This is a genomic window from Sphingomonas sp. R86521 (genome assembly GCF_042466235.1).
Classification (GTDB): Bacteria; Pseudomonadota; Alphaproteobacteria; order Sphingomonadales; family Sphingomonadaceae; genus Sphingomonas.
The window spans coordinates 1,824,206-1,849,710 of sequence record NZ_JAXHBY010000001.1 but is presented as its reverse complement, the minus strand read 5'-3'; the positions used below and the strand labels follow the sequence as shown (position 1 = coordinate 1,849,710).

Here is a 25,505-nt window from a genome sequence, read left to right as displayed (position 1 = left end):
CACCCGCCTTCGCGGGTGAACAAACTTCTAGTCGAGGTTAGGTCGCAACCAGCGTTCGGCCGTTTTGAGGTCCGCGCCACGCCGCGCGGCGTAATCCTCGAGCTGGTCGCGACCGACCCGGGCGACGCCGAAATACTCGGCCTGCGGGTGGCCGAAATAGAAGCCGGACACCGCCGCGGTCGGGAACATCGCAAAACTCTCGGTCAGTTCGAGGCCCGTCGCAGTCTCGGCGTCGAGCAGGTCGAACAGGATCGGCTTGAGACTGTGGTCCGGGCATGCGGGATAGCCCGGCGCGGGGCGGATACCGCGATATTGTTCCTTGATCATCGCCTCGTTGGTGAGCTGTTCGTCCGGCGCATAGCCCCAGAGATCGGTGCGGACGTGCTTGTGGAGGCGTTCGGCGAAGGCCTCGGCGAAGCGGTCGGCGAGCGCCTTCAGCAGGATGTCGTTGTAGTCGTCATTGTCCGCCTTGAAGCGGGCGATGTGCGGGTCGATCCCGTGGATACCGACCGCGAAGCCGCCGAACCAGTCGTCCTGCGTGTCGACGAAATCGGCCAGACACATGTTGGCGCGACCCTCGCGCTTGGCGATCTGCTGGCGGAGCATGGGTAATCTGACGTCATCCTGACGAAAGTCAGGACCCAGAGCCCCAAGCGCCGCGTCCCGTAACTCTGGGTCCTGACTTTCGTCAGGATGACGGGCGTTCGTGACGATCACATCATCACCCTCGCGCCGCGCCGGCCAAAGCCCCGCGACACCCCGCGGGGTCAGCCACTTCTCCGCGACGATCGTATCGAGCATCGCCTGTGCATCCGCATACAGCGAACTCGCGCTCTCACCGACAACTTCATCAGTCAGGATCGCCGGGAAATTGCCCGCGAGCTCCCACGCGCGGAAGAACGGCGTCCAGTCGATATAGTCGCGCAGGTCCGACAGGTCCCAGTCCGCGAACACATGCACGCCCGGCTTCACCGGCGCGGGCGGCTTCATTGCGAAGTCCGCCACGAACCCGCGCTCCCGCGCCGTCGCGAGCGGCAGCAACTCGCTCTGCCCCTTGTTCGCCCGCGCGATCCGCACCGCCTCATATTCGTCCGCGGTCTTCGTCACGAACTCGTCGCGGATCGTGTCCGACACCAGGGTCGACGCGACACCCACCGCACGGCTCGCATCGAGCACATGCACCACCGGGCCATCATAGGCCGGCGCGATCCGCAGCGCGGTGTGCACCTTCGACGTCGTCGCGCCGCCGATCAGCAGCGGCATCGTCATCCCCGCGCGTTTCATCTCCTCGGCGACCGTCACCATCTCGTCGAGCGACGGCGTGATCAGACCCGACAGTCCGATCATGTCCGCGTCGTTCTCGTTCGCCGCCGCCAGGATCTTCGACCACGGCACCATCACGCCCAGATCGACCACGTCGAAGCCGTTGCACTGGAGCACCACGCCGACGATGTTCTTGCCGATGTCGTGCACGTCGCCCTTGACGGTCGCCATGATGATCTTGCCCTTGCCGCGTGCGCCGGGCTCCTTCATCGCCTCGATATACGGCAGCAGGTGCGCAACCGCCTTCTTCATCACGCGCGCCGACTTGACGACCTGCGGCAGGAACATTTTCCCCGATCCGAACAGGTCGCCGACGACGTTCATGCCGTCCATCAGCGGGCCCTCGATGACCTCGATCGGCCGGCCGTTGTTGCCGTCGATGATCAGCCGCGCTTCCTCGGTATCCTCGACGACGTGGAGGTCGATGCCCTTCACCAGCGCATATTCGAGCCGCTTGTTGACGCTCAGCGACCGCCATTCCGCCGCCGCCTTCTCTGCGACGACGTCGGTGCCGCGATAGCGTTCGGCGAGCGCGACGAGCCGGTCGCCGGCCTCGGGATCCTTGTTGAGCACGACGTCCTCGACCGCCTGGCGCAGTTCGGGATCGATGTCGTCGTAGATGTCGAGCTGGCCGGCGTTGACGATCGCCATGTCCATGCCCGCGGGGATCGCATAATACAGGAACACGCTGTGCATCGCGCGGCGCACCGGCTCGTTGCCGCGGAACGAGAAGCTGAAGTTCGACAGCCCGCCCGAGATATGGACGTGTGGGCAGCGCGCCTTGATCTCCTTGCACGCCTCGATGAAGTCGACGCCGTAATTGTCGTGCTCCTCGATTCCCGTCGCGACCGCGAACACGTTGGGATCGAAGATGATGTCCTCGGGCGGGAAGCCGATCCCGACGAGCAGCTTGTACGCGCGCTCGCAGATCTCGACTTTCCGCGCCTGCGTGTCCGCCTGCCCGACCTCGTCGAACGCCATCACGACCACTGCGGCGCCGTACGCCATGCACTTGCGCGCCTGCGCGAGGAACTGCTCCTCACCCTCCTTCATGCTGATCGAATTGACGATCGGCTTGCCGCTGACGCACTTCAGGCCGGCCTCGATCACGCTCCATTTCGAGCTGTCGACCATGAACGGGATGCGCGCGATGTCGGGCTCGGCGGCGATCAGTTTCAGGAACGTCGTCATCGCGTGATGCGCGTCGAGCAGCCCCTCGTCCATGTTGACGTCGAGCACCTGCGCGCCGCTCTCGACCTGCTGGCGCGCGACCTCGACCGCGGCGGGATAGTCGCCCGCCATGATCAGCTTCTTGAAGCGCGCCGAGCCGGTGACGTTGGTGCGCTCGCCGATGTTGACGAAAGAGGTGGAGGAAGTGGTCGTGGTCATCGGTTCGTTTCTTCTAGCCCCCTCTCCCCTCCGGGGAGAGGGTTGGGGTGAGGGGTAGTTCCGGGCGGTAGCGCTTGTGGCGCCCCTCACCCCGGCCCTCTCCCCGACGGGGAGAGGGAGCGGTGGCCTAAGCCGCCATCGTGAACGGTTCGAGGCCGGCGAGCTTCGTCCGCACTTCCGGCCGAGCGACCGCGCGCGGCTCGAGCCCGCGCACGCCATCCGCCATCGCCTTGATATGCGCCGGCGTCGACCCGCAGCAGCCGCCGAGCACGTTGACCTGCTTGGCCACCGCCCACTCGCCGACCAGCCCCGCCGTCGTCGCCGGCTGCTCGTCATACTCGCCGAGTTCGTTGGGGAGGCCCGCGTTCGGATACACCATGATCAGCGTGTCCGCGATCGCCGACAACGTCTTCACATGCGGCCGCAGCTGCTCCGCGCCGAACGAGCAATTCAGCCCGATCGTGATCGGCTTGGCGTGCCGCACCGCATGCCAGAACGCCTCGACCGTATGCCCCGACAGGTTGCGCCCGCTGAGATCGGTCAGCGTCATCGACATCATGATCGGTACGTCGCGTCCGAGATCGTCGCCTGCCTCGATCGCGGCCATGATCCCGGCCTTGGCGTTGAGCGTATCGAACACCGTCTCGATCAGGATAAAGTCGACGCCGACCCCCTCGCCGCCTTCGAGCAGCGCGTCGATCTGCTCGCGGTACACGCCCTTGAGGTAATCGAAGTCGATCTCGCGAAAGCCGGGATCGTTGACGTCGGGCGACAGCGACAGCGTCTTGTTGGTCGGCCCGATCGCGCCGGCAACGAAGCGCGGGCGGCCGTCCTTCGCCTGATATTCATTGGCGAGCCGGCGAGCGATCCGCGCGGACTCGACGTTGATCTCGCGGACCAGATGCTCGGCGCCATAGTCCGCCTGCGAGATCACGTTCGCGCTGAACGTGTTCGTGGAAACAATGTCCGAGCCGGCTTCGAGATACTCTCTCGTAATCGTCTCGGGGACTTCCGGCTTGGTGATCGCCAGGATGTCGTTGTTGCCCTTCTGGTCGTGGCTCAGCCCCAGCGACCCCGCATAGGCAGCCTCATCGAGCTTCCAGTTCTGGATCTCGGTCCCGAACGCGCCGTCGGTGATCAGGATGCGCTTGGCGGCTTCGGCGTTGAAACGGTCACGTGGTGTCATCGTCAATCTCCTCCCCTCCCGCTTGCGGGAGGGGTTGGGGGAGGGCCTGTCAGACCCGCCAGCGGAGCGCCGGAGGAAGGTGCAGCCCCTCCCCTAGCCCCTCCCGCAAGCGGGAGGGGAACTACGCCGCCGCGACCTTCGCGACCGGCTTCGCACGCACGCCGAGCATGTGGCAGATCGCGTAGGCCAGCTCCGCGCGGTTGAGCGTGTAGAAGTGGAAATCCTTCACGCCGCCCGCATACAAGCGCCGGCACATCTCCGCCGCGATCGTCGCCGCGACCAGCTGCCGCGCGGAGGGATGATCGTCGAGCCCCTCGAACAACCGGTCCATCCACGCCGGGATCTCCGCACCGCAGAGCCCCGCGAATTTCCGCGTCTGCGCGACGTTCGACACGGGCAGGATTCCCGGCAGGATCTGCGCGGTGATCCCCGCCGCCGCGACCCGGTCGCGGAACCGGAAATACGCCTCGGGCGAGAAAAAGAACTGCGTGATCGCACGGGTCGCACCGGCATCCAGTTTGCGCTTCAGGTTATCGAGATCGGCATCGTGGCCGCCGGACTCCGGATGGCATTCGGGATACGCCGCAACCGAAATCTCGAACGGATGCAGCTTCGCCAGCCCGACCACCAAAGCCGCCGCATTCTCATACCCGCCCGGATGCGGCTGATACGGCTGGCCCAGCGTCGGCATGTCGCCGCGCAGCGCGACGATGTGGCGAACACCCGCCGCCCAATATTCCTCGGCGACCTGATCGATCTCGGCCTTGGTCGCCTCGACGCAGGTCAGATGCGCCGCGGCGTTCATCGACGTCTCGCGCTGAATCCGCGCGACCGTGGCATGCGTCCGCTCGCGCGTGGAGCCACCCGCGCCGTAGGTGACCGACACGAAATCGGGCGCCAGCGGCTCCAGCGTCCGCACGGCTTCCCACAATTGCGCATCCATCTTGTCGCTCTTGGGCGGGAAGAATTCGAAGCTCAGCCCGACATCGCCCGCCAGATCCGCGAACAGCGGTTCCTCGAGCGCCCGGCGCGCCTCGCCCAACTGGGTTATCGAAATACTCATGCCGCCTTCACCTCCCGCAAGCTCGCACCGGGCCTGCGCCCGAGCCATAATTTCACCGTCAGTTCGCCGCCTTCGAGCGTCGTCACGCCGGGTTCGCCCAATCCCGCAGCCGCGAACCACGTCGCCATCTGCGCATCCGCAAAGCCAAGCCGCGCATGCGCATCGCCGAGCCGGAGGTCCTCGCGGTCGTGCGAATCGAAATCGGCGATCAGCAGCCGTCCGCCCGGCCCCAGCACGCGCGCCGCCTCGGCGATCGCGGCGCCGGGCTGCTGCGCGAAGTGCAGCACGTGATGCAGGATCGCGACATCCGCGGCGTCATCCGCCAGCGGCAACGCGTAAAAGTCCGCCTGGCGAAGCTCGGTGTTCGCCCGCCCCTGCAGCTTCGCGCGCGCCAGGCGCAGCATTTCCGAACTGCGATCGATCCCCATTGCGGCATCCGCGCGGCCCGCGAACAGCTCGAGCATCCGCCCGGTCCCGGTACCGATGTCGATCAGCATCCCCATCGGACCATCGCCCAGCACCGACGCCATCGCCGCCTCGACCTCGCTCTCCGCGACGTGGAGCGACCGGATCGCGTCCCATTCGCCGGCATGCCCCTCGAACCATGCCGCGGCACTCGCCGCACGATCGGCACGCACCGCCGCCAGCCGCGCCGCGTCGGCGGTCGCCCAGTGATCGGGATCGACCTGTGCCCAGCTGTCGATCGCGGCAGCGGCCGGCGCGACACGGTCGGACCGACCGAGCGCGACGAACACCCAGCTGCCTTCCTTGCGGCGCTCCGCCAGCCCGGCATCGCACAGGATCTTGACGTGACGGCTGACCCGCGGCTGGCTTTGCCCCAGCACCTGCGCCAGTTCGCCGACCGACAGCTCCATCCGTCGCAGCAGCGCCAGGATGCGCAGCCGGGTCGCGTCGGCAAGGGCACGGAAGATGTCGAGGGCGAGCGTCATGCCGTGTCATATAAAGAATTCTTTATATGCGGTCAACGAAGTCGCGGGACCGAAACTTGGGGCTCCGCGTTTGAATGCGCTATGGACCGCCGTCGCGCCCGTCCAATCCGGATTGGCCCATAGGAGATCATCGATGAAGAAGACCGTTACCCTCGCGCTCGTCCTGTCGGCTGCGCTCGCTGCGTGCAGCAACAACGCCCAGAACCAGACCAGCGAAGCCGCCGATGCGATCGCCGCCGATGCCAACGCGACCACGCGGAACGCGATCAGCGACGTCGACGCCGCCAGCGACCGTGCGCTCGGTGCCGCCGAGACGACGATGGACAATGCCGGCGTGAAGGCCGACCGTGCCGGTGACCGCCTGGACGCCAGCGCCGATCGTGCCGGCGACCACATCGCGAACAGCACCGATCGTGCCGGTGCCGCGATCAGCAACGGCGCCGACCGCGCCGCAGACTCCGCCGGCAACGCGCTAGAGCGTGCCGGCAAATCGCTGAAGGACTGACACCGATGACCGTCCCTCTTCCCGTCCCGCCTCGCTCCGTCGCCCCGACGGAGACCGGACTTGTCCGGGGCCGCGGGAAGAGGGGCATTGCGGTCAATACCGCGCTGGCGGCGGGGCTGTTTCTCGCCGCCTGCTCCGCGCAGCCCGACACGCCCGGCGGCGTCACCGCGGACGAAGCCCGCCAGCTCAACGATGCCGCCGCGATGCTCGACGCCAACAGTGTCGACGCCAACGCCGTCACCCAGAACGAAAGCGACCTATGACCCTGCGCCGTCTCGGTTCGACCGATCTCAAGATCGCCCCGCTGGTATTGGGCGGCAACGTCTTCGGCTGGACCGCCGATCGTGCCGCCAGCTTCGCCGTGCTCGATGCGTTCGTCGCCGGCGGCGGCACCATGATCGACACTGCCGATGTCTATTCGGCGTGGGTCGACGGCCATCAGGGCGGTGAGTCCGAGACCATGATCGGCGAATGGCTGAAGGCCAGCGGCAAGCGCGACGACGTGCTGATCGCGACCAAGGTCGGCATGCTGCCCGGCGAAGGCGGCGAGAAGCTAGCGCCCGCCCGCATCGCCGCCGCTGCCGAGGCGTCGCTCAAGCGCCTCGGCACCGATCGCATCGACCTTTACTACGCGCACCAGGACGACGACGCGGTACCGCAGGACGAGGTCCTGACCGCGTTCGGCAAGCTGGTCGACGCCGGCAAGGTCCGCGTGATCGGCGCCTCCAACTTCCATGCCGCACGGCTGAAATCGGCGGTCGACCTCGCCAAGGCGGACGGCCTGCCGCGCTATCACGTGCTGCAGCCCGAATATAACCTCGTCAGCCGCCACAAGTTCGAGGGCGAGCTACAGGATTATTGCGTCGCCGAGAACATCGGCGTGCTGCCCTATTACGGCCTCGCCTCGGGCTTCCTGACCGGCAAGTATCGCAGCCCCGACGACTTCGGCCAGAGCGTCCGCGGCGGTCGCATGGCGGATGTGCTCGCGGGCAACGGCAAGCCGGTGCTCGCCGCGATGGACGCGATCGCCGAACAGACCGGCGCGACGCTCGCGCAGATCGCGCTCGCCTGGCTGATCGCGCAGCCCGGCGTCACCGCGCCGATCGCCAGCGCAACCAGCGTCAAGCAGATCGAGGACCTGATGCCGGCGATGACGCTGGAGCTGACCGACGCGCAGCTGGAATCGCTGACCAACGCCGGCGCGTAACTGCATCGGCCTTCGCGGTCAGTCGCCCGCGAAGGTCAGCGCCGATGTCCGCCGCTCGCGCTCGTTGACCAGCAGCGCGCGGCCGGCGGGCGCGGTCGAGCGCTGCGGACAATCGCTGCGGAAACATGCGCGGCACCCCAGCCCGATCGGCATCGCCACGCCGCGCAGGTCGAGCCCACCTGCCACCGCGAGCACGCCGGCCAGCGACGCCTCGACCCCCAGCCCGACCGCGAACTCGGCGTGGATCGCACCATATTGCCGTCCCTGCGGCGTCACCGTCCGCGCCATCGTCAGCCAGCGCGCGCCGTCCTCCAGTTCGACCAGCTGGACCATCAGGCTGCCCGGCCGGTCGAACGCATGGTGCAGCCGCCACAACGGACAGCGTCCGTCCGCCTCCGCCAGTGCCGCACCGCTGGCGCCGGGATAACGCTTCGACGCCTGCCCCGCGCGGTCGATCCGGATCATGAAGAACGGCAAGCCGCGCGCGCCGACCCGCTGCAGCGTCGTCAGGCGGTGCGCGACCTGTTCGAACCCGGCGCCGAACCGTCGCTGCAACAGTTCGATATCATAACCGGTCGCCTCGCACCCGCGCAGGAACCGCGCATAGGGCATCATAAGCGCGGCCGCGAAATAGCTCAGCAGATGCCGCCGATACAGCCGTTCCGCCGATCGGTCCGCGAACCCCGCCCCCTTGGCCAGCGCATCCACCTCGGCCCGGGCCTCGATCTGGCCGAGCTGGAACGCCACCGCGAAGGTGCGCGACGCCGGATCGAGCACCTCGCTCAGTTGCAATTGCCGCGCGTGCAGGTCGAGCCGCCGCAGCGTGTCGGGCAGCACGTCCGCCGGCAGCACCCGGATCGTCAGGCCGTGCTTGGCGCGCAGTCGTTCGGCGATCGCGCCGTACAGGTCGCCCGCGCCCATCCGCAATTCGTCCGCCAGCGTTTCGGCCGCAGCATCCAGGTCGGCGAAGTGGTTGCGCCAGCGCTCGATCTCGCGCCGCACCAGCGTCACCGGATCGTCGCCAGCCTCGACAGTCGTGCCGCCGCCGAGCCGGTCGAACACCCGTGCGAACGCCTCCGCCCCGCCCGGCGCGCTGGCCAGCCACTCCTCGACCTCGTTGCGGTCGATCTCGAGATCGGCGAACATCGGATCCGCCAGCCGCCGCCGCACCGCATCCGCGCCGCCGCCGGGCTCGCCCGCCGCTAGCGCGCGTGGATCGAAATCGAAACTCTCGGCCAGCTTGACGATCAGCGTCGCCGACACCGGCCGCTGGTTGCGCTCGACCAAGTTCAGATAGCTCGGGCTGATCGCCAGCATTTCGGCCATCGCCGCTTGGGTCAGCCCGGTGCGCCGCCGCAATCGCCGGATCGCATGCCCCGCCAGCAGTTTCCGTTCCGCCATGACGCCCTCCTGTCAACAGGTTTACAACACAACAGCGCGCTTGCAATCGCGAACTACCAGCCGACCCCGAGAGGAGCGCCCAGGCTCTCGCGCGCATGACCTTTGCGGCCTTATGACGTCCGCATCGCCACCAACCGTAAAGCCGGCGACAGCGCAGGAGCCCGTATGACCGAACCGAACCGTACCCGTGCCGTCTTCTCGACCGACGACTTCGCGCTGCTCAAGGAAGCGCTTGGCGAGCTGATCAGCAAGATCTCGATCGACGACACCCGCCTGACCCGGCTCAGCGCGCTCTACCACCGCCTGGGTCGCGTCGGCGGCTGACGCCCCGCCCCGGCTGGCCGGCCGGCCGCCGGGGATCCCGCTTTCCAACCCCGCCGCGTCGTGTAGGACGTGGCCATGGGACTGAACATCAAGGACAACATCGTCCTCTACGGGGCGCTCGCCGCCAATCTCGGGATCGGCGTGGCGAAATTCGTCGCGGCCGGAATCACCGGATCCTCGTCGATGCTGACCGAGGGCGTGCATTCGGTCGTCGACAGCTTCAACCAGGTCCTGCTGCTCTATGGCCAGCGCAGCGCGAAGCGGCCGGCGGACGAGGCGCACCCGTTCGGCTATGGTCGCGAGCTGTATTTCTGGGCGTTCGTGGTCGCGATCCTGATCTTCGCGATCGGCGCCGGCATCTCGGTCTACGAAGGCTGGCGGCACATCCAGCAACCGGAGCCGCTGTCGAGCCCGACGATCAACTATGTCGTCTTAGGCATCTCGTTCCTGCTCGAGGGCAGCAGCTGGACGCTGGCGGTCCGCGAATTCTCCGCCGGCAAGGGCGAGGACGGCTGGTGGCGCGCGATCCGCCGGTCGAAGGATCCGGCCGGGTTCATCGTGCTGTTCGAGGATTCGGCGGCGCTCGCCGGGCTGATCATCGCCGGTATCGGGATCTGGGCGAGCCATGCCTTCAACGACCCGCGCATCGACGGCGTCGCGTCGATCCTGATCGGCCTGATCCTCGGCCTGGTCGCGATTCTGCTGGCGCGCGAATCCAAGGGCCTGCTGATCGGCGAGCGCGCCGACCCGGTGGTGATCGAGACGATCCGCGGCATCGTCGCCGCCCACCCCGCGATCGTCTCGGTCAACCACGTCCGCACCATCCACACTGCCCCCGACAGCATCTTCGCGGCGATCAGCGCCGATTTCGAGGATGCGATTACGATGGGCGAAGGCGAGACGATGATCGAACAGATGGAAACCCAGCTCCGCGCCGCCGTCCCGATGCTCGCCTCGATCTATATCCGCCCCGAAAAACGCGCCGACGCGATTTTGGTGATCGACCATGCGACGGTCGACCCGTGAGCTAGTGATGCATTCGGCAGAGATATTGCGGGCGCGGGAATGCTGCAAACTTTCCCTTGCGAATACCTTGCTAAGCAATTCGAGCCGTCGAATGTAGCCATTCATTCAGCGCGACTGTCCGCTTTTCGATTTCCGAGTGGGAATTCGAGAAGCAGGACCGCGGCAGGATCCTGAGAAATTACGCCTGTAATATCTACCTGCGCGCTGCCGACATACAGCCTGGCAATTAAGACATCGTCATATCGCCTCCAGTGCCATGACGCACAGTTCTTTGACATTGCCCGATTTGAACAGCGATAGGTTCGCCTCCGCGGCACAGGTTGTGCGGGCCAGCTTTCTTGACGGCATCACTGCTTGAGATCACGCCGACGATTCGGATATCGACACTGCGTTAAATTCGGCCATGCGCGGCCACACAGAACAATTCATTTGGATCTTCCAAAGCCCTTGACGATGGTCGCCGCGTCGCCGCCGAACGTGGCGTACCGATGGCGTCGATCCGACCGACCACCGCCGGCCCGGATCAGTCGGGTAGCGCTGCCTTAAGACGCGGCGCGGTAAAATCGAGGAACGCGCGTAACTTCAGCGGGAGCAGCGATTGCGCGGGATAGACGAGATGGACCGGCAACGGCTCTGGTTCGAACGGCTCCAGCAGCGGGCGCAGCGTGCCTTCGGCAAAAGCCTCGGCGACCTGGTAGGACAGCACGCGCGTGATACCCGTTCCGGCGACTGCCGCCGCGATCGCCGCATCGGCGGTATTGACGGCGAAGCGCGGCTTGATCGGCACCGCGGCCGCCCGCTCGCCACATCCGAAGTTCCAGACCGTGCTCGAATACAGCCCTTCGAACATCACGCAGTCATGGTCGGCGAGCATCTCGAGCGTTTCGGGCGTGCCTCGCTTCGCCAGATAGTCGGGGCTGGCGCATGCGACCCGGCGGATCGTGCCGAGCCGCGTGGCGACCATCGCACTGTCCGGCAGTCGACCGATCCGGATCGCGACCTCGATATGATCGTCGACCAGGCTGACGACGTGATCGGCGAGGATCAGCCGCGCCTGGATATCGGGATATGCCTGCAGGAAGGCGAGCACGACCGGCTCGACGTGGAGCCGCCCGAACATGATCGGCGCGGTGATCGTCAGATGGCCCTGCGGCGCGCCGTATTCGCCCGACGCCGCACGCTCCGTTTCGTCGATCTCCTCGAGAATGCGCCTGCTGGCAGCGACATAGGCGCGACCGGGCTCCGTCAGCATCAGCTTGCGGCTGGTCCGGATGACGAGCTTGGTCCGCAGGTGTGCTTCGAGTTCGGAGACTTTCCGGCTGACCGTGGCAAGCGGCATGCCAAGATTGCGCGAGGCCGCCGACAAGCTGCCGCCATCGACCGCCGCGATCAGGGTCGTCATCGCATCGATGCGGTCCATCGAACATTCCAATAAATGATAGGATGATTTCTGATGATGCCGGGTGCTCCATAAAAATGGAAGCGCCTATTTGACGTTCAGCGGGCGATCAAGCTCGCCACCGCTGAACAGGAATACCGCCATGTCCCGTATCGCAACGCCCGCCACGATCGCCGATGCCCCCACCCAGTCGCAGCCACTGCTCGACGCGGTCAAGGCCCAGCTCGGGGTGGTACCGAACATGTTTCGCCTGATCTCCACCAGTCCGCAGGCGCTCGAGGGCTATCTCGGCATGTCCGGTGCGCTCGGCAAGGGAGCGTTGCCCGCCCCGACGCGCGAACGGATCGCGCTGGCGGTCGCCGAAGTGAACGGCTGCAGCTATTGCCTCTCCGCCCACACCTATCTCGGCAAGCATGTCGCAAAGCTCGACGACGCCGAGATGACCGCCAACCGTAGCGGTGCGTCGAACGATCCCGTCGCAGATGCCGCCGTCCACTTCGCCGCCAAACTCACGCAGGAGCGTGGCCGCGTCTCCGAGGCGGACCTCGCAGCGGTACGGCTCGCCGGCTACACCGACGCCCAGCTAATCGAGATCGTCCAGCACGTCGCCCTGAACACCTGGACGAATTATCTCAACGTGGCGTTCGCCACCGATATCGACTTCCCCGTCGTCGAGGTCCGCAAGGCCGCATGAACCTGGCGCCGGGCGCGCAAGATTGCTGCCCGGCCGCCGACCGCCTGTTGTTCGCGTCTGCTTCCCCTCTTCGAAAGGCTACTCCCATGACTCGCAAATCACGTCTTTTATCCGCCGCCTTCGGCGCCCTGGCCGCAACATCCTCGCTGTTCGGCTCGGCGTCCGCCTATGCCCAGTCGGCAACCGTCGTCACGACCCCCGTCGCCGCCACGCAAGTCCGCTACGGCAGCATCAAGGTCGACGGCCTCAATATCGCGTACCGCGAAGCGGGCGACCCGCGCAGCCCGAAGCTCGTGCTGCTCCCCGGCTGGCCCTCGTCGTCGCATCAGTACCGCGATCTGATCCCCAAGCTGGCCAGCCGGTTCCACGTCATCGCCCCCGACTATCAGGGGTTTGGCAACAGTGACCATCCGGATCCCGCGACCTATCACTATTCGTTCGATGCGATCTCGGTGACGGTCGAGAAGTTCCTCGCCGCCAAGGGCTTCGATCATTATGGCCTGTTCATGCAGGATTATGGCGGCCCCGTCGGCTACCGTATCGTCGGTCGCAACCCGAAGGCGCTCGACTGGCTGATCGTCCAGAACAGCAACGCCTATGAGAATGGTTTCACTCCCGCATGGGACGGCTTCCGCAAGGCGCTTTGGGTCGACCGCACGTCGGCGAACGAAGCGGCACTCGCCGCGTTCAATACGCTCGATGCGATCAAGAACACTGTCTATCTCGGCGGTGCCGGCCATCCCGAACTGATCGCGCCGGAGAGCTACGAGAGCGATGCGGCGTCGGTCGCAGGGCCGACGAACCTGCGGATCCAGCTCGACCTGTTCTACGACTACCGGAACAACGTCGCGCTCTATCCGGCGTGGCAGGCGTTCCTGCGCAACCAGCAGCCGAAGACTCTGATCTTCTGGGGCCAGCACGACGTGTTCTTCACGCCCGAAGGCGGTGAATCCTATCTGAAGGATCTGCCCAATGCCGAGATCCACCGGCTCAACGCCGGACATTTCGCGACGGAGGACAATCTTCCCTACATCGCCGACCACATCATCAGCTTTTACGACGCCCGCGTGAAAGCCAGGAAGTAACCCCAAGAGCGCGTGGAGGCGAACATGACCAGACCATCGAGCGACATCGCCTTCACGCCCTCTGTAAAGGCGTTCCAGACCGCGCGCGGTTCGCGCGAAGCCTACGCCAAGCAGGAAGCGCGGGGCGGGTTCAACACCGTGATCGACGAGAATCTCGCCGAGTTCCTCACCGAAATCGATACCGCGTATCTCGCCACCTCCAACGCCGCGGGGCAGCCCTATGCCCAGCACCGCGGCGGCCCGAAGGGCTTCATCCGCGTAATCGACGCGCAGACCATCGGCTTTGCGGACTATGCCGGTAACCGACAATATGTCTCGACCGGCAACCTCGCCGACAACGACCGCGCGTTCCTGTTCCTGATGGACTATGCGAACCGCCGCCGCGTCAAGATCTGGGGTCGGGCGCGGGTCGTCGCGGATGATCCCGCCTTGGCGGCGGCGCTGATGCCCGACGGGTACCGCGCTCGGCCCGAGCAGGTCATCCTGTTCGAGGTCGAGGCATGGGACGTCAACTGTCCCCAGCATATCCCGCAAAAGATCGATGCGGCCGCCGTCGCGGCAGGATTGGCGAAACGGGACGCACGCATCGCCGAACTCGAAGCCGAACTTGCCGCCCTCAAACTACGATCAGGAACCCCATCATGAGCCGTCCACCGCTGCCTCCCTTCACCGATGCGACCGCCGCCGACAAGGCGCGGCTGGCCGAGGACGCCTGGAACAGCCGGGACCCGGCCCGCGTAGCCCTCGCCTACACCACCGACAGCCAGTGGCGGAACCGCGCGGAGTTCGTCACCGGGCGCGACCAGATCAAGGCGTTCCTCACGCGCAAATGGGCCCGTGAGCTGGACTACCGCTTAATCAAGGAAGTCTGGACGCACGCCGCCAACCGCATCGCCGTCCGCTTCGCCTATGAATATCGCGACGACAGCGGTCACTGGTTCCGCGCGTACGGCAATGAAAACTGGCAGTTCGATGCCAACGGCCTGATGGAACGCCGCATCGCCAGCATCAACGAACACCCCATCGCCGACGCCGACCGCAAGTTTCACTGGCCGCTGGGCCGTCGTCCGGACGATCATCCCGGCCTGACCGCATCGGGGCTTTGAGGCCTGGAAGCAACCACCGTAGCGCGCGCCGGATGATCACCAACACCGCCCCCGTGTCATCAACGACGGCAACGATCACCTTTTAGAGAGTCCAGGTCGATGCCACCGATATATTACTGCACCAAGACCGTCACTTACCGGGTGTGGCAAGCACGGCCTACAGTCACAAACCGCGGACGGACAAAACTCAGCGGTGAAGCGTACGCAATATCCGGCGCGTCACGGCGGAGTATAGCTCCATCGCCTTGAGCGGCAGACTGTGGTGGCGATCGAAGGGTTGGAGGTCGATCGTCATGAACGGCGCGAGCTTGGCGGCGACGGCTTGCGGGGATATCCGGGTGTTGCTCTGCACCACCGCGAACAGGCCCTTGCCCTCGTCGCCCATGTGTTTGGCGGCGTCCCAGCGGTCGAGGCCGTGGCCGTCGCGGCCTGCGAACCATACGCTCTCGTCGGCATGCAGTTCGGGCATGCCGGGCGCGGGCGGGGTGTGGAAGCGGTCGAGCAGGCCTTCACGCTCGGCGTTGAGCCAGTAGAGCGTGTATTCGGTCCAATCGACCATGTAGCGCGAGAGCAGGACGCGCATCCACGGCTCGCCGTGCTGCTCTTCGAGACGGTGATGCAGCGACCGGCAGATCGTCGCCGAGAGCAGCGCCGGCGTCCACCAGATCGCATCGCGCTCCAGATGCGGGTCTTGCCCAAGCAGCGTGCCCGATGCCTCCCAATACCGTGCCTCCCGGGCGCGCGGCTGGTAGTGCGTCAGCGCCTTGCCACCCGGGAGCAGCGTCGCCTCGTCGAACGCGCGCAACGCGAACACGTCGGGGTCGAACACCATGAAATATTCGGTATCGATCAACCCGGCGGCGGCCAGCTTGATGATCTGCTGGCGGTGCCACGGGCGGATCTGATGCGGTGCGCTGAACTCGCGGAACATCGCGAAATGCACCGATTCGTCCATCACCTTGACCGGGAAATCGCTCCACGCTTTCGCATAGTGCTGCGCCGCCTCGAGCTCGTCGTTCGGCACGACGATCAGGATCCGGTCGAACAGCGACGGGTCTGTGAAATGACGCAACGACGAGAACAGGATGTCGCAGCGCGCGACGTTCTCGGCGTAATGGCGGCCCTTGGTCTTGAGCGGCAGGATAGCGCTGATCTTCATGAGGCAGACAACCGACGTTCGATGAGCAGGCGATACAGGACTTGCGGGATATGCTGTCGCCTGCCGAGCAACATCACCCCGAGGATCTTCGCGCCGGTATATTCGACCTGCGTGACCAGGTCGCGCGCCACCGGCCGGCGCGTCTGTTCCGCCTCGATCACCAGCAGCACGACATCGACGATCGACGACAGCTCGATCGTCTCGAACGACGCCGTGGTCGGCGGCCCGGTGACGATCACATAGTCGAAGTGCGCCGAAAGGTCCGCAAGCAGCTTCGCATCCTGGCGACGCGCCGAGCACGCCGCGGTCCCGATCACGCAGGTGGCGAGACCCTCGACCGGCTCGATCTCGATCTCGCTGCCATCGGCGGGTACCGTCGCGCCCTCGGCGAAGCGGACCAGTACGACGCGCCGCGGGGTGCGGTGATCGAGCGCCATGCCGAGGCCGAGTGCGGCCGACTGCAGGCTCTTCCGCGAACTCGGCGCGAGCAGCAGCAGCGTCTTGCCGCCCTGCCCGCCCGCGCGCCTGGGTTGCGTGTCGATCCCCGAGATCAGCCGGCCATAGTCGCGGTTGCCGGCCTTGCCGCCGACACGCGCGAGCGGCGCATAGGGCACCGGCAGGCCGAGCGTACGCTCGACGTCGGTCGGCGCCAGGAAGGTATCGCGCAGGCTGGACAGCACCAGCAATGCCGATCCGGAGATCAGGATCGCCGCCAGGATGCTGCCGGCGATCAGCAGCATCGGCGGATTGCTGCGGCTGCTCGGCGGCGTCGGAGCCTCGATGATGCGGACGTTGGGGCTACCCGCGCTGGTGGTCTGGTTGAGCTGGACGCTGGCCTGTTCGACCTGCGTCGACAGCGTACGAAAGGTATCGGCCAGCACGTCGCGGTCGAGCTTCAGCCGGGCGATGGTGTCGGATACGGCGATCAGCTGTTTCAGTCGCGCCGCGGACGCGGCGATCTGGCCGTTGAGCGTGCCGCTGCGCGCGGATTCGCCTGCCACCGATGCGCGCGCCTGGATCAGCCGATCCTGCGAGGTGTCGTAGACCTGGTTGCGGCCAGTGCGGCGCGTCATCACCAGGCCGCCCTTGTGCCGCGCAATCGATCCCTGCAGCCCGGCGATCTGCTTGTCGACCTGCACCACGATCGGCGCACCCGCCATGTAGCGCGACGCGAGGTCGGCGCGCTTGCTCTGCAGTTGCAGCACCTGCGCCTGCATCTCGCCGAGCGTGCGGGCCGATTCGGTGTTGTCCGAATAGAGTTCCACCTGCGCCGGCACGCCTTTTGCGCCCGACTGCAGGCTGGCGACGCTGGTGCGGCCATCGGCAAGCGAGGCTTCGGAATCGAGCTTGTGCTGGCGCAGCAGGTCGTCCTGCTGGACCGCGCCGGCGATCTGCGCGGCGATGTCGACAACGTTGTTCTGCTGCTGGTACGCGACGATCTGCGCGTTGGCCTCATCGAGCTGCGCCTTCACCTTGTCGCGCTGGCCGACCAGGAACTTGACGCGGCCCGAGGTCAGCACGTTGGCGCGATTCTCGAAATACTCGCTCAGCAGGCCGCGCAGGACGCTGGCGGCGGTATCGGGATCGCGTGCGGTGTAGGTGAGTTCGATGACGTTGGCGTCGGTCGCCTTGGTCACGTGCAGCTTCGATTCGAGCTGGTTGAGCCCCCGGTTCACCTCGGCGTCGGTCGCGCGTGCGCCGAGTTGCTTGCGAACCAGCGCGCGGTGGATCTCCAGGCTGCCGAGCAGCTGCATCTCGACGTTCACGACGCCGACCGGGTCGAGCACCTGGGTCGGCGAGGTCGCGCCATTGGCCGACTGCATGTCATAGATGCCGGCGCTCAGGGGGAGCAGCCGCGCCTCGGCACGATAGGTCGGTGGCAGCAGCAGCGCGGCGAGCAGTCCGAGCGCAACGATACCGACGAAGATGATCGCCACCGCACGGCGATGGTAGAAAATGCTGTTCAGGAAATCACGCAGCGCAACCTGGCTGGTGCCGCTCGTTCGGTCCTGCATCTTGATCAAGGCCGGGAATTCCAGCATCTACATATTCGCCCGGTCTCTAGCGCCTCGAACGGGTCGCGGTGAAAGCGCTTATCATGCGCCACGCTTATTTTTCCGTTAAACCTTCACGGGTATCGCGGTTACGTCAACGGCCGCTGTCGAAAGGATCATCGTGCGCGTCCCAATTTCGAACGCCCGGCGATGGGGTTTCGGCCTGTTCGCTGCGCTGCTTTTCGCGGGCGCTGGCGTCACGCCGGGCATCGCGCCAGCCGGGGCGCAGGACATCGCGGCCACGGCGGCGATCGCCCCCTCGCCCGAATATCGAATCAGTCCTGGCGACGAACTGTCGGTCAGCTTCCCCTATAATGCCGAGCTCAACCATGACGGGCCGGTCGGCCCCGACGGCCGCTTCACGATGCCGCAGGTCGGCAACATCCTGCTCGCCAACGCGACGATCGCGCAGGCGACCGCGACGATCGCCGCGGCGCTGCGACGGTCGGGCATCGTCGAGGACGCCCGCCCCTCGCTGACGATCCGCCAGTACGGCGCGAGCGTCTTCGTCGGCGGCGAGGTGCGATCGCCCGGCGCGATCAAGCTGACCGGCGGCATGGATGCGCTGCAGGCGGTGATCGTCGCCGGCGGGCTGCTCGACACCGCGCGGTCGAAGAAGGTGGTGGTGATCCGCCGCGACGCCAACGGCATCCCGGTCCAGCGCTATATCGACCTGCGTCACTATGTCCGCCACGGCGGGCCCGGCGGCGCCGAGCCGCTGCTGTCGCAGGACATCGTGTTCGTCCCGAAATCGTCGATCGCCGAGGCCAATGTCTGGGTCGACCAGTATATCAACCGCCTGCTGCCGTTCAGCCGCAGCCTCAACTACAGCATCGGCAACGGCAACGTGAACACCGTCACCGGAAGATGACGCCGGACGCCGTCTGGCCGGGCCTCGGCGACACGCGCCTGCCGGCCCGCGACGTGTCCGGGGTCGTTCCCGGCATCGAATGGCGGCGCGTGCTGGTGCTCGCCGTCGTCCTGCCGCTGTTCGGGCAGAGCTTTCACTACATGAAGGACGCGGCGCCGCTATGGGCGCTGTCGAAGGTCTTTCCGCTGCTGTCGCTGCCGCTGGCGTTCCTGCTGTTCCGCGGCGCGCGACCCGAGGCATCGCGACAGATCCTGATCAGCTTCGTCTGGCTGACGCTGGTGCCGACCTTCATCGCGATATCGACCTTTCAACAGACCTTTTTCGTCGGGCTCGCGGCACAGGTCAAACTGCTGCCGATCCTGTATTTCTTCTCGTTCCTGGGGCTGCTGCGCTGGATGCAGCCACCGCTCCGCGAGATCGCGATCGCGTTCCTAATCTGGGGCGCGGTGACCTATGTCATCCTGCTGCTGACCTGGGGCGCGGCGCCGCAATCCTGGTACAAGGACAAATACGTCCTCGGAGAATCGCCGCTGCTGAGCCACGACAGCCGCGGCAACCGTATCCGCATGCCGATGTATTTCGGACTGATCGGCATCTTCTACGCCTATCGCCGCTTCTTCGCGACGCGGCGCTGGCTGTGGCTGGTGGTCGCCGCGATCGGGTTCGGGCTGGTGGTCGGCCTGGTCCGGACGCGGTCGACCGTGCTGGGCATCGCCGCGGTCGCCGCGATCACCGCCTTTACCGCCGCCAGCGCGCGCACCCGTCTGCTGCTCGTCGCGTTGTTGCCGCTGGCGTTCATCGCGCTGTTCTCTGTCCCCTATGTCGCGTCGGTGTTCAGCACCGACTCCAATTCGGGGTTCGACGTCCGCTGGATCTCGACCGTCAAGGCGGTCGACTTTCTGGGGCTGAGCCCGTTCCGCTGGCTGTTCGGCGTCGGCACGATCAGCCCGATCGATCCGGCGGGGTTGATGACCTATTTCAACCATTTCTTCTTCCTGGCGGACATCACCTGGGTCGGCGTGGTGTTCGAATTCGGGCTGTTGGGCGCAGCGCTAATCCTCGCGATCCCGGCGCGCGCGTTCGTGCTGGTCCGCCGGGCGCGCGATTTGGCGGACGATCCGTTCCTCGGCGCGTTGCAGGACTATGTCGTCTATGCGGTGCTGATCTCGGAACTCTACCCGCTGACGATGGCGCCGGGCGAGTTCGGCGTGATCCTGGCGATCGCGGTGTATGTGCTGGAACGCCGACGCAGGCCGCAGCGATGCTGATCCGCGCGGCCCTGATGCCGGCGCTGCTGTGCGCGACCGCGTCGTTCGCCCCGCCCCCGTCCCCGCCACCTCCCGACAGCGGCGTTACCCAGATCGCGGTCGACGCCGCCGCCGATCGTCACGCGATCAGCCCGCTGATTTACGGCGTATCCTTCGCCGATGCCGCGACGATCACCGACCTCAACCTGACGCTCAACCGCGCGGGCGGCAACAGCGCGTCGCTCTACGACTGGCGGCACGAGGCGCGGAACGCCGGCCGCGACTGGTATTTCGAGAGCATGGCGATCGATCCCGACGAGCCCGCGCAATATGGCACGCGCTTCGTCGAACGCACGCGAGCCGGTGGCGCCGCGGCGATGGTCACGGTGCCGATGATCGGCTGGGTCGCGAAACTCGCGCCCGATGGCGGCAAGCGACCGAGCTTCTCGGTGGCCAGATACGGTTGGCAAAAGGCGGTCGAGGATCCCGGCTTCCCCGATGCGGGCAACGGGCTGCACACCGACGGCACGCGGATCACCGGCAACGATCCGCACGATGCCGCCACCCCCGACACGCTCGCCAACCAGCGCGCGTGGATCGCCAGCCTGGTCGCGCGCTGGGGCACCGCGGCGAAGGGCGGCGTGCGCTTCTACGCGATGGATAACGAGCCGAGCCGCTGGCACGACATCCACCGCGACGTCCACCCGGTCGGGCTCCACGCGGCCGATCTCGCGCAGCGCATCGTCGCCTATGCGCGGATGGTGAAGGCGGTCGATCCGTCGGCGATGGTCGTAGGGCCCGAGGAATGGGGCTGGAACGGCTATCGCTACAGCGGCTTCGACCAGCAGGTCGGCGATGCGCACGGCTATGCCGATTTGCCCGACCGCCGCGACCAGACCGGCGGGCTCGACCTGATGCCGTGGCTGCTGGGCCGATTGAAGCAGGCTGGACGTACGATCGATGTCATCAGCGTCCATTATTACCCGCAGGGCGGCGAATATCGCGAGAACGGCGACGACGTCTCCGCGGCGATGCAGCGGCTGCGCAACCGGTCGACCCGGTCGCTATGGGATCCCGACTATGTCGACAGCAGCTGGATCGATGACCGCGTCGCGCTGATCCCCCGCATGCGCGGCTGGGCGCGCGATCACTATTACCCCGGCACGCCGCTCGCGATCACCGAATATAACTGGGGAGCCGAGCGCCACATGAACGGCGCGACCGCGCAGGCCGACGTGCTGGGCATCTTCGGCCGCGAGAACCTGTACATGGCGGCGCGCTGGGCGGCACCGGCACGCGGCACGCCGACCTATCTGGCGATGAAGCTGCTGCGCAACTACGACGGCAGGAACAGCGGCTTCGGCGACACCAGCGTCGCCGCGCGCGCGCCCGATCCCGACTCGGTCGCGACCTTTGCCGCGCTGCGCCGCGACGGCACGCTCACCGTGCTGGCGATCAACAAGCAGATCGACCGGCCGGCGTCGATTGCAGTCGGACTGTCCCATTTCGCGGCGAAAGGCACGATCGGCGGGGCGCGGCTGGTCAACGGAGCCCTCGCGCCGCTCGCCGTCACGCGCTATCGCGCCGGCCGGCTCCCCGCCGTCCTCCCGCCGCAAAGTGTTACCCTGTTCGTGCTTACCCCAGATGCTCGCTGACCGACTGACGCGCCTGCGTGCGCAATATGGCAGCGCACTCGTCACCACCGGCACGCGCCTGATCGACCTGCCGTTCCGCTACGGCATGCACCTGCTGATCGCGCTGCAACTCACGCTGGACGAGGTCGGCGCGTTCTACATCGTGTTCGGCACGATCACGTTCGTGTCGGGGCTCGGCCGTCTCGGCATCGACAAGGCGTTGACGCGTGAGATGGCCCGCGCGCTGGCCCATGGCGACACCGCGTCCGCGCGCGCGTCGATGATCCGCGCGTTCCTGCTGGTCGGGCTGTTCTCGACCGGGATCGCCGCAATCATGGCCGCGATCGCCTGGCCGCTCGCGGTCCACGTCCTGCACAAGCCAGCGATGGTGCCGCTATTCCTGATTGGTGCGGCGATCGTCGTGCCCCAGAACATCACGACGGTATGCGCGGGCGCGCTTGCCGGGCTGCACCGGGTGACGCTGAGCCAGGTCGTCTATACCTGGCTGTGGCCCGCCGCGTTCTGCGCGATGGCCGTGGTGTTCGAGATGAGTGATGCACATGCGCTGACCGCGGTCGCGGCGAGCATGGTCGTGTCGACGCTGATCGGCGGCGGCCTGCTGATCGCCAGCCTGCCCGCCAGGCGCGACGACGTCGTGCACGCGTACACCCGCCCCGCCCCGCTGGTCGCGACGGGGCTGTCGCTCTTCAGTCTCGAGATCGTCCAGCTGCTGATCAGCGCGGCGCCGACCTTCGTGCTCGGCATCGTCGCCCCCACCGCCGAGGCCGGGCTGTACTCGATCGCATGGCGCGTCGTGCTGGTGATCTACATGTTCGTCGGCGGGGTCGCATCGATGGTGTCGCCGCGCTTCGCCCGGCTCTACGCGCTCGGCGACAAGGCCGGGCTGGCGCAGGAATCGGCCAAGGCGGTCGGCTATGCGTTGGCGCTGGCGATCCTGCCGATCGCGCTCGTCACGATCGAGTCCGGGCGGATCCTGGGGCTGTTCGGCCCCAGTTTCGTCGGTGCGACCCTCACATTGCGGATCCTGCTGATCGGCCAGCTCGCAGCGACGCTGTCCACCACCACGCCCGAACTGCTCGGGATGACCGGCTATGCACGGTCGCTGGTCCGGGTGAACACGGTTGCGCTGGTGATATTGCTCGCCGGACTCGCGATTCTCGCGCCGCCGTTCGGTGCGCATGGCGCCGCCGCCGCGGTGACGCTGACGATGGTGTTCAGCGCGATCGCGGTGACGATCGTCGCTCGGCGCCGCCTGGGCTTCGTGCCGCTGGGTGCGCTCTACGCGTCGATGCGTGGCCGGCCCGCATACCACGCCGCCGAATCCGCCACACCCTCGGCGAGCGAGGTCCAGGACATCCCCAGTACCGAAGAGGCGCGCGCAGAACTCAGCCGGATGTCCTGACGCCACAGCCGCGCGAGCGATGGCGGTATAGGTGGCGGCAACCGGCGCGACGCGCGCTCGCCGAGCTTCAGCGGGATCGCCGCCAGCTTCTCGACCTTGAGTTGCCAGCCCGGCACGCGCCGCACCGGTACCGCGCCGATCGCCTGGGCGAGCGCGAGGAAATAGCCGTTCCAGTCGGGTGCGCCGGGCATCGCGAGATTGAACGCCCGCCCGGCCGCTTCGGGGGATTGCAGGCTCGCCAGCACCGCCGCGACGACGTCGTCGACGTGCACCAGATTGCTGCACCCGTCGCCCGCGGCGCCAAGATCGCCGATGCGGTTCGCGACCAGCAGGTCAGCGATACGCTGAGTCCATTGTGGGCTGCCAGGTCCGTAGATGCAGCCGGGTCGCAGCATCACCGCGTTCGGCAAAACCGCCAGCCGGCGCTCGGCCTCGGCCTTCGCGACGGCGTAGGCGCCATTGTCGGCATGCATCGGTGTATCCTCGTCGACGACCCCCGTCGCCGCGCCATAGACCGCCATCGAGCTGAGATGGACGAGACGCTTGTCGCCGATCGCGGCGGCGAGCGCTGCGGCGTTGGCGACGATCGCGGGGCCATCGGCGGCGATGCAGTTGACCACCGCGTCGACCTGTCCGACCGCTTGCGCGACCGCGGTGTGGTCAGTCGCGTCGAGCACGATCCGCTCGACGACGCAGTCGGCCCGTGCACGGCGTCCGCCCGCGACCGGCACGGCCCAGTCGGCGGCAGCAAGCGCGGTCACGACCCGCCGTCCGACGAAGCCGTCGGCGCCCAGTACCAATATCCGCATCACAGACCCTTCAGATGGTCGGCGAGCCGCAACGCCAGCGCGACCGCGGTCAGCGTCGGGTTGGCCTGGCTCGAGGTCGGGAACACAGCCGCACCGGCGACGTGGAGATTGGCGACCCCGTGCACCCGGCAATCCGCATCGACGACGCTGGTCCGCGGGTCGCTGCCCATCCGTGCGGTGCCGATATGGTGGCCGGGATAAGCGCCGTAGCGCGTCATCTCGGTCTCGACCGCGTCCGGGTCGTAGTCGAACGTACCGCAGCCCGACCGTGCCAGATCGCGCGCCAGCAGGTCCAGCGAGGCCTGCACCGTGACGACGTCGCCGCGCGTATATTGCCAGTCGACGAGCAGCCGCGGCATGCCCCAAGCGTCGACATCGGACCCGAGCCGGACCCGGCTGTCCGGATTGGGCTCTTGCTCGGCATGGAAATCGAGACTGAACGCCCCGCTGCGCGGCGTCACCACGATCGACGGGAATTTCCGCGCCGCCAGCTTGCGGCCGAGCAGCATGCCCTGAGCGAACCGCGCCACGCCGATCGGATCGCGCGCGACGTTGGCCAGATGGCGCAGCGTGCCGGAAAAGCCGTCGGGATCGGCATCCCCTAGCCGCTTGCGATATTGCTTCGGCACCAGGCTGCGGCCGAGATACAGCGCCGACAGCACCGCGGTATCGTGATGCGAATCGGCGATCCGCGGGTGATGCAGCCGCGCGACGAAATTCCCGACGCGGTGCGTGCGCTGGACCTCGGGCCGCAACGCGAGGCGGCGCCGACAATAGCTGCCATCGTCGGCGACGTCATAGCCATGCCACACCGCGTCGCGCCCGCCGGCAGCACGAAAGACCCCCATCGTCCCCGCCAGGTGACACATGTAATAGCGTCCGAGCACGCCGTGGCGATTGCCGATGCCGTCCGCCTGCACCCGCCGGCTCGCCAGCAGCAGCCGTGTAGTTTCGAGGCCACCCATCGCCAACACGTACCGATCGGCGTTTACCGCGATCGTGCCGCCGCTTGCGGTCCGGACCGTCAGGCCGGTCACGATCGCCCCGCCCTCGTCGAGATCGATCTCGGTGACCGCGGCGTTAAGCACCACCCGGAGCGTTGGCGCCTGCGCCAGCCGATCGCGGTAGCGTGTCCCGAAATCGGTCGGGCAACTGAACCGCTCCAGCGTGTCGGTGGTGAAGCTTTCGCCGTCGAACCCCGCGATCATCGGTCGCATCGGCCGACCGAACGCGCTTTCGGTGGTGTAGGCGAACGCACCCGCCTCGCAGAGCCTGTTCGCGCCTGGGTAATAGGGCGCGAGCGCGTCGGGGCCGATCGGCCAGCCGCTGTGCGGTATCCAGTCGCGCTGTTCGAAGTCGATCGGATCGAACGGCATGCAGCGCCCGCCCCAGATCGTCGTCGATCCGCCGAGCCGGCGTTCGCGATATTCGTCGAGCGGGCTGTGCATCGCCGGATCGGCCACCGCCCCCTCGTAGAACGCCTGGCTGGCGTCGCTCTGCTCCGCACCACCCGCTTCGAGCAGCAGTACCTCGACCCCGGCTTCAGCAAGCGAGAGCGCCAGCGAGATCCCGACCGGGCCAGCGCCGACGATGCACACCCGGGCGGACAGCGTAGCGTCGGGCAATTCGGAGGCATCGATGATCATGCGC

General features: G+C 66.9%; 22 protein-coding genes and 1 pseudogene. 13 read left to right on the top strand and 10 right to left on the bottom strand.

All coding sequences use genetic code 11. The annotated features are described in order from the left end of the window. Positions 1–27: 27 nt before the first annotated feature. From metH to SJY20_RS08555, 4 genes are all read right to left on the bottom strand, one after another. A complete protein-coding gene (gene metH, locus SJY20_RS08570) occupies positions 28–2,712 on the bottom strand; it encodes a methionine synthase (RefSeq protein ID WP_380786309.1) in 2,685 nt (894 codons plus the stop codon). Positions 2,713–2,839: 127 nt separating this feature from the next. Next, positions 2,840–3,898, bottom strand: coding sequence for a homocysteine S-methyltransferase family protein (locus SJY20_RS08565; RefSeq protein WP_380786307.1), 1,059 nt, complete (start codon positions 3,896–3,898; stop codon positions 2,840–2,842). A 121-nt stretch (positions 3,899–4,019) separates the two neighbouring features. Next, positions 4,020–4,961 carry a methylenetetrahydrofolate reductase [NAD(P)H] gene (gene metF, locus SJY20_RS08560; RefSeq protein ID WP_380786306.1) on the bottom strand — a complete coding sequence of 314 codons (942 nt, stop codon included), beginning with the start codon at positions 4,959–4,961 and terminating at the stop codon, positions 4,020–4,022. Next, the gene (locus SJY20_RS08555; RefSeq protein ID WP_380786305.1) at positions 4,958–5,911 is read right to left on the bottom strand and encodes an ArsR/SmtB family transcription factor; all 954 of its coding nucleotides are present in this window, start codon (positions 5,909–5,911) and stop codon (positions 4,958–4,960) included. Before SJY20_RS08555 ends, metF begins: the two co-directional genes overlap by 4 nt. A gap of 133 nt (positions 5,912–6,044) precedes the next feature. Between SJY20_RS08555 and SJY20_RS08550 the strand changes: the two genes are divergently transcribed. Genes SJY20_RS08550 through SJY20_RS08540 form a run of 3 tightly spaced genes read left to right on the top strand, consistent with a single transcriptional unit; the run spans position 6,045 to position 7,623 of the window. Beyond that, on the top strand, positions 6,045–6,416 hold the full coding sequence (locus SJY20_RS08550; protein WP_380786304.1) for a hypothetical protein: 372 nt from the start codon (positions 6,045–6,047) through the stop codon (positions 6,414–6,416). Positions 6,417–6,421: 5 nt separating this feature from the next. Further along, positions 6,422–6,679, top strand: a complete 258-nt coding sequence (locus SJY20_RS08545) for a hypothetical protein (protein WP_380786303.1) — start codon at positions 6,422–6,424, stop codon at positions 6,677–6,679. Further along, positions 6,676–7,623 (top strand): aldo/keto reductase, encoded by a 948-nt coding sequence (locus SJY20_RS08540; protein WP_380786302.1) that lies wholly within the window; start codon positions 6,676–6,678, stop codon positions 7,621–7,623. The genes SJY20_RS08545 and SJY20_RS08540 overlap by 4 nt, the downstream gene beginning before the upstream one ends. An 18-nt stretch (positions 7,624–7,641) precedes the next feature. Here SJY20_RS08540 and SJY20_RS08535 read toward each other — a convergent pair whose 3' ends face one another. Further along, on the bottom strand, positions 7,642–9,024 hold the full coding sequence (locus SJY20_RS08535) for a short-chain fatty acyl-CoA regulator family protein (protein WP_380786301.1): 1,383 nt from the start codon (positions 9,022–9,024) through the stop codon (positions 7,642–7,644). Between the two features lie 165 nt (positions 9,025–9,189). Between SJY20_RS08535 and SJY20_RS08530 the strand changes: the two genes are divergently transcribed. Continuing rightward, positions 9,190–9,348: a hypothetical protein gene (locus SJY20_RS08530; protein WP_199743142.1), complete on the top strand. Its 159-nt coding sequence runs from the start codon at positions 9,190–9,192 to the stop codon at positions 9,346–9,348. A gap of 75 nt (positions 9,349–9,423) precedes the next feature. Further along, on the top strand, positions 9,424–10,374 hold the full coding sequence (locus SJY20_RS08525) for a cation diffusion facilitator family transporter (protein WP_380786300.1): 951 nt from the start codon (positions 9,424–9,426) through the stop codon (positions 10,372–10,374). 523 nt (positions 10,375–10,897) lie between these two features. Here the strand turns inward: SJY20_RS08525 and SJY20_RS08520 are convergent. Further along, positions 10,898–11,794, bottom strand: a complete 897-nt coding sequence (locus SJY20_RS08520) for a LysR family transcriptional regulator (RefSeq protein ID WP_380786299.1) — start codon at positions 11,792–11,794, stop codon at positions 10,898–10,900. Between the two features lie 121 nt (positions 11,795–11,915). Between SJY20_RS08520 and SJY20_RS08515 the strand changes: the two genes are divergently transcribed. The 4 genes from SJY20_RS08515 to SJY20_RS08500 all read left to right on the top strand — a co-directional run bounded on the left by SJY20_RS08515 (position 11,916) and on the right by SJY20_RS08500 (position 14,658). Beyond that, the gene (locus SJY20_RS08515) at positions 11,916–12,467 is read left to right on the top strand and encodes a carboxymuconolactone decarboxylase family protein (protein WP_380786296.1); all 552 of its coding nucleotides are present in this window, start codon (positions 11,916–11,918) and stop codon (positions 12,465–12,467) included. 86 nt (positions 12,468–12,553) lie between these two features. Continuing rightward, on the top strand, positions 12,554–13,552 hold the full coding sequence (locus tag SJY20_RS08510; protein ID WP_380786295.1) for an alpha/beta fold hydrolase: 999 nt from the start codon (positions 12,554–12,556) through the stop codon (positions 13,550–13,552). 24 nt (positions 13,553–13,576) lie between these two features. After that, the gene (locus SJY20_RS08505) at positions 13,577–14,197 is read left to right on the top strand and encodes a pyridoxamine 5'-phosphate oxidase family protein (protein WP_380786294.1); all 621 of its coding nucleotides are present in this window, start codon (positions 13,577–13,579) and stop codon (positions 14,195–14,197) included. Further along, positions 14,194–14,658: a DUF1348 family protein gene (locus SJY20_RS08500; protein WP_380786293.1), complete on the top strand. Its 465-nt coding sequence runs from the start codon at positions 14,194–14,196 to the stop codon at positions 14,656–14,658. Before SJY20_RS08505 ends, SJY20_RS08500 begins: the two co-directional genes overlap by 4 nt. A gap of 187 nt (positions 14,659–14,845) precedes the next feature. On the opposite strand, the gene SJY20_RS08495 is transcribed toward SJY20_RS08500, so the two are convergent. Further along, entirely contained in the window at positions 14,846–15,817 is a 972-nt protein-coding gene (locus tag SJY20_RS08495) for a DUF6492 family protein (protein ID WP_380786292.1), read from the bottom strand. Next, positions 15,814–17,859, bottom strand: coding sequence for a GumC family protein (locus tag SJY20_RS08490; RefSeq protein ID WP_380786290.1), 2,046 nt, complete (start codon positions 17,857–17,859; stop codon positions 15,814–15,816). Before SJY20_RS08490 ends, SJY20_RS08495 begins: the two co-directional genes overlap by 4 nt. Positions 17,860–17,992: 133 nt before the next feature. Between SJY20_RS08490 and SJY20_RS08485 the strand changes: the two genes are divergently transcribed. Genes SJY20_RS08485 through SJY20_RS08470 form a run of 4 tightly spaced genes read left to right on the top strand, consistent with a single transcriptional unit; the run spans position 17,993 to position 23,046 of the window. Continuing rightward, entirely contained in the window at positions 17,993–18,742 is a 750-nt protein-coding gene (locus SJY20_RS08485) for a polysaccharide biosynthesis/export family protein (protein WP_380786288.1), read from the top strand. Further along, positions 18,739–20,010, top strand: a complete 1,272-nt coding sequence (locus SJY20_RS08480; RefSeq protein WP_380786287.1) for a hypothetical protein — start codon at positions 18,739–18,741, stop codon at positions 20,008–20,010. The genes SJY20_RS08485 and SJY20_RS08480 overlap by 4 nt, the downstream gene beginning before the upstream one ends. Further along, entirely contained in the window at positions 20,004–21,644 is a 1,641-nt protein-coding gene (locus SJY20_RS08475; RefSeq protein ID WP_380786286.1) for a glycoside hydrolase family 44 protein, read from the top strand. Before SJY20_RS08480 ends, SJY20_RS08475 begins: the two co-directional genes overlap by 7 nt. Then, positions 21,634–23,046 (top strand): lipopolysaccharide biosynthesis protein, encoded by a 1,413-nt coding sequence (locus SJY20_RS08470; RefSeq protein WP_380786285.1) that lies wholly within the window; start codon positions 21,634–21,636, stop codon positions 23,044–23,046. Before SJY20_RS08475 ends, SJY20_RS08470 begins: the two co-directional genes overlap by 11 nt. A gap of 203 nt (positions 23,047–23,249) precedes the next feature. On the opposite strand, the pseudogene SJY20_RS08465 reads toward SJY20_RS08470, so the two are convergent. Next, positions 23,250–23,855: pseudogene (locus tag SJY20_RS08465) on the bottom strand (NAD-dependent epimerase/dehydratase family protein); the annotation flags it as partial. Then, positions 23,855–25,501 carry an FAD-dependent oxidoreductase gene (locus SJY20_RS08460; RefSeq protein ID WP_380786284.1) on the bottom strand — a complete coding sequence of 549 codons (1,647 nt, stop codon included), beginning with the start codon at positions 25,499–25,501 and terminating at the stop codon, positions 23,855–23,857. The pseudogene SJY20_RS08465 and the gene SJY20_RS08460, both read right to left, overlap by 1 nt. Positions 25,502–25,505: the final 4 nt, after the last annotated feature.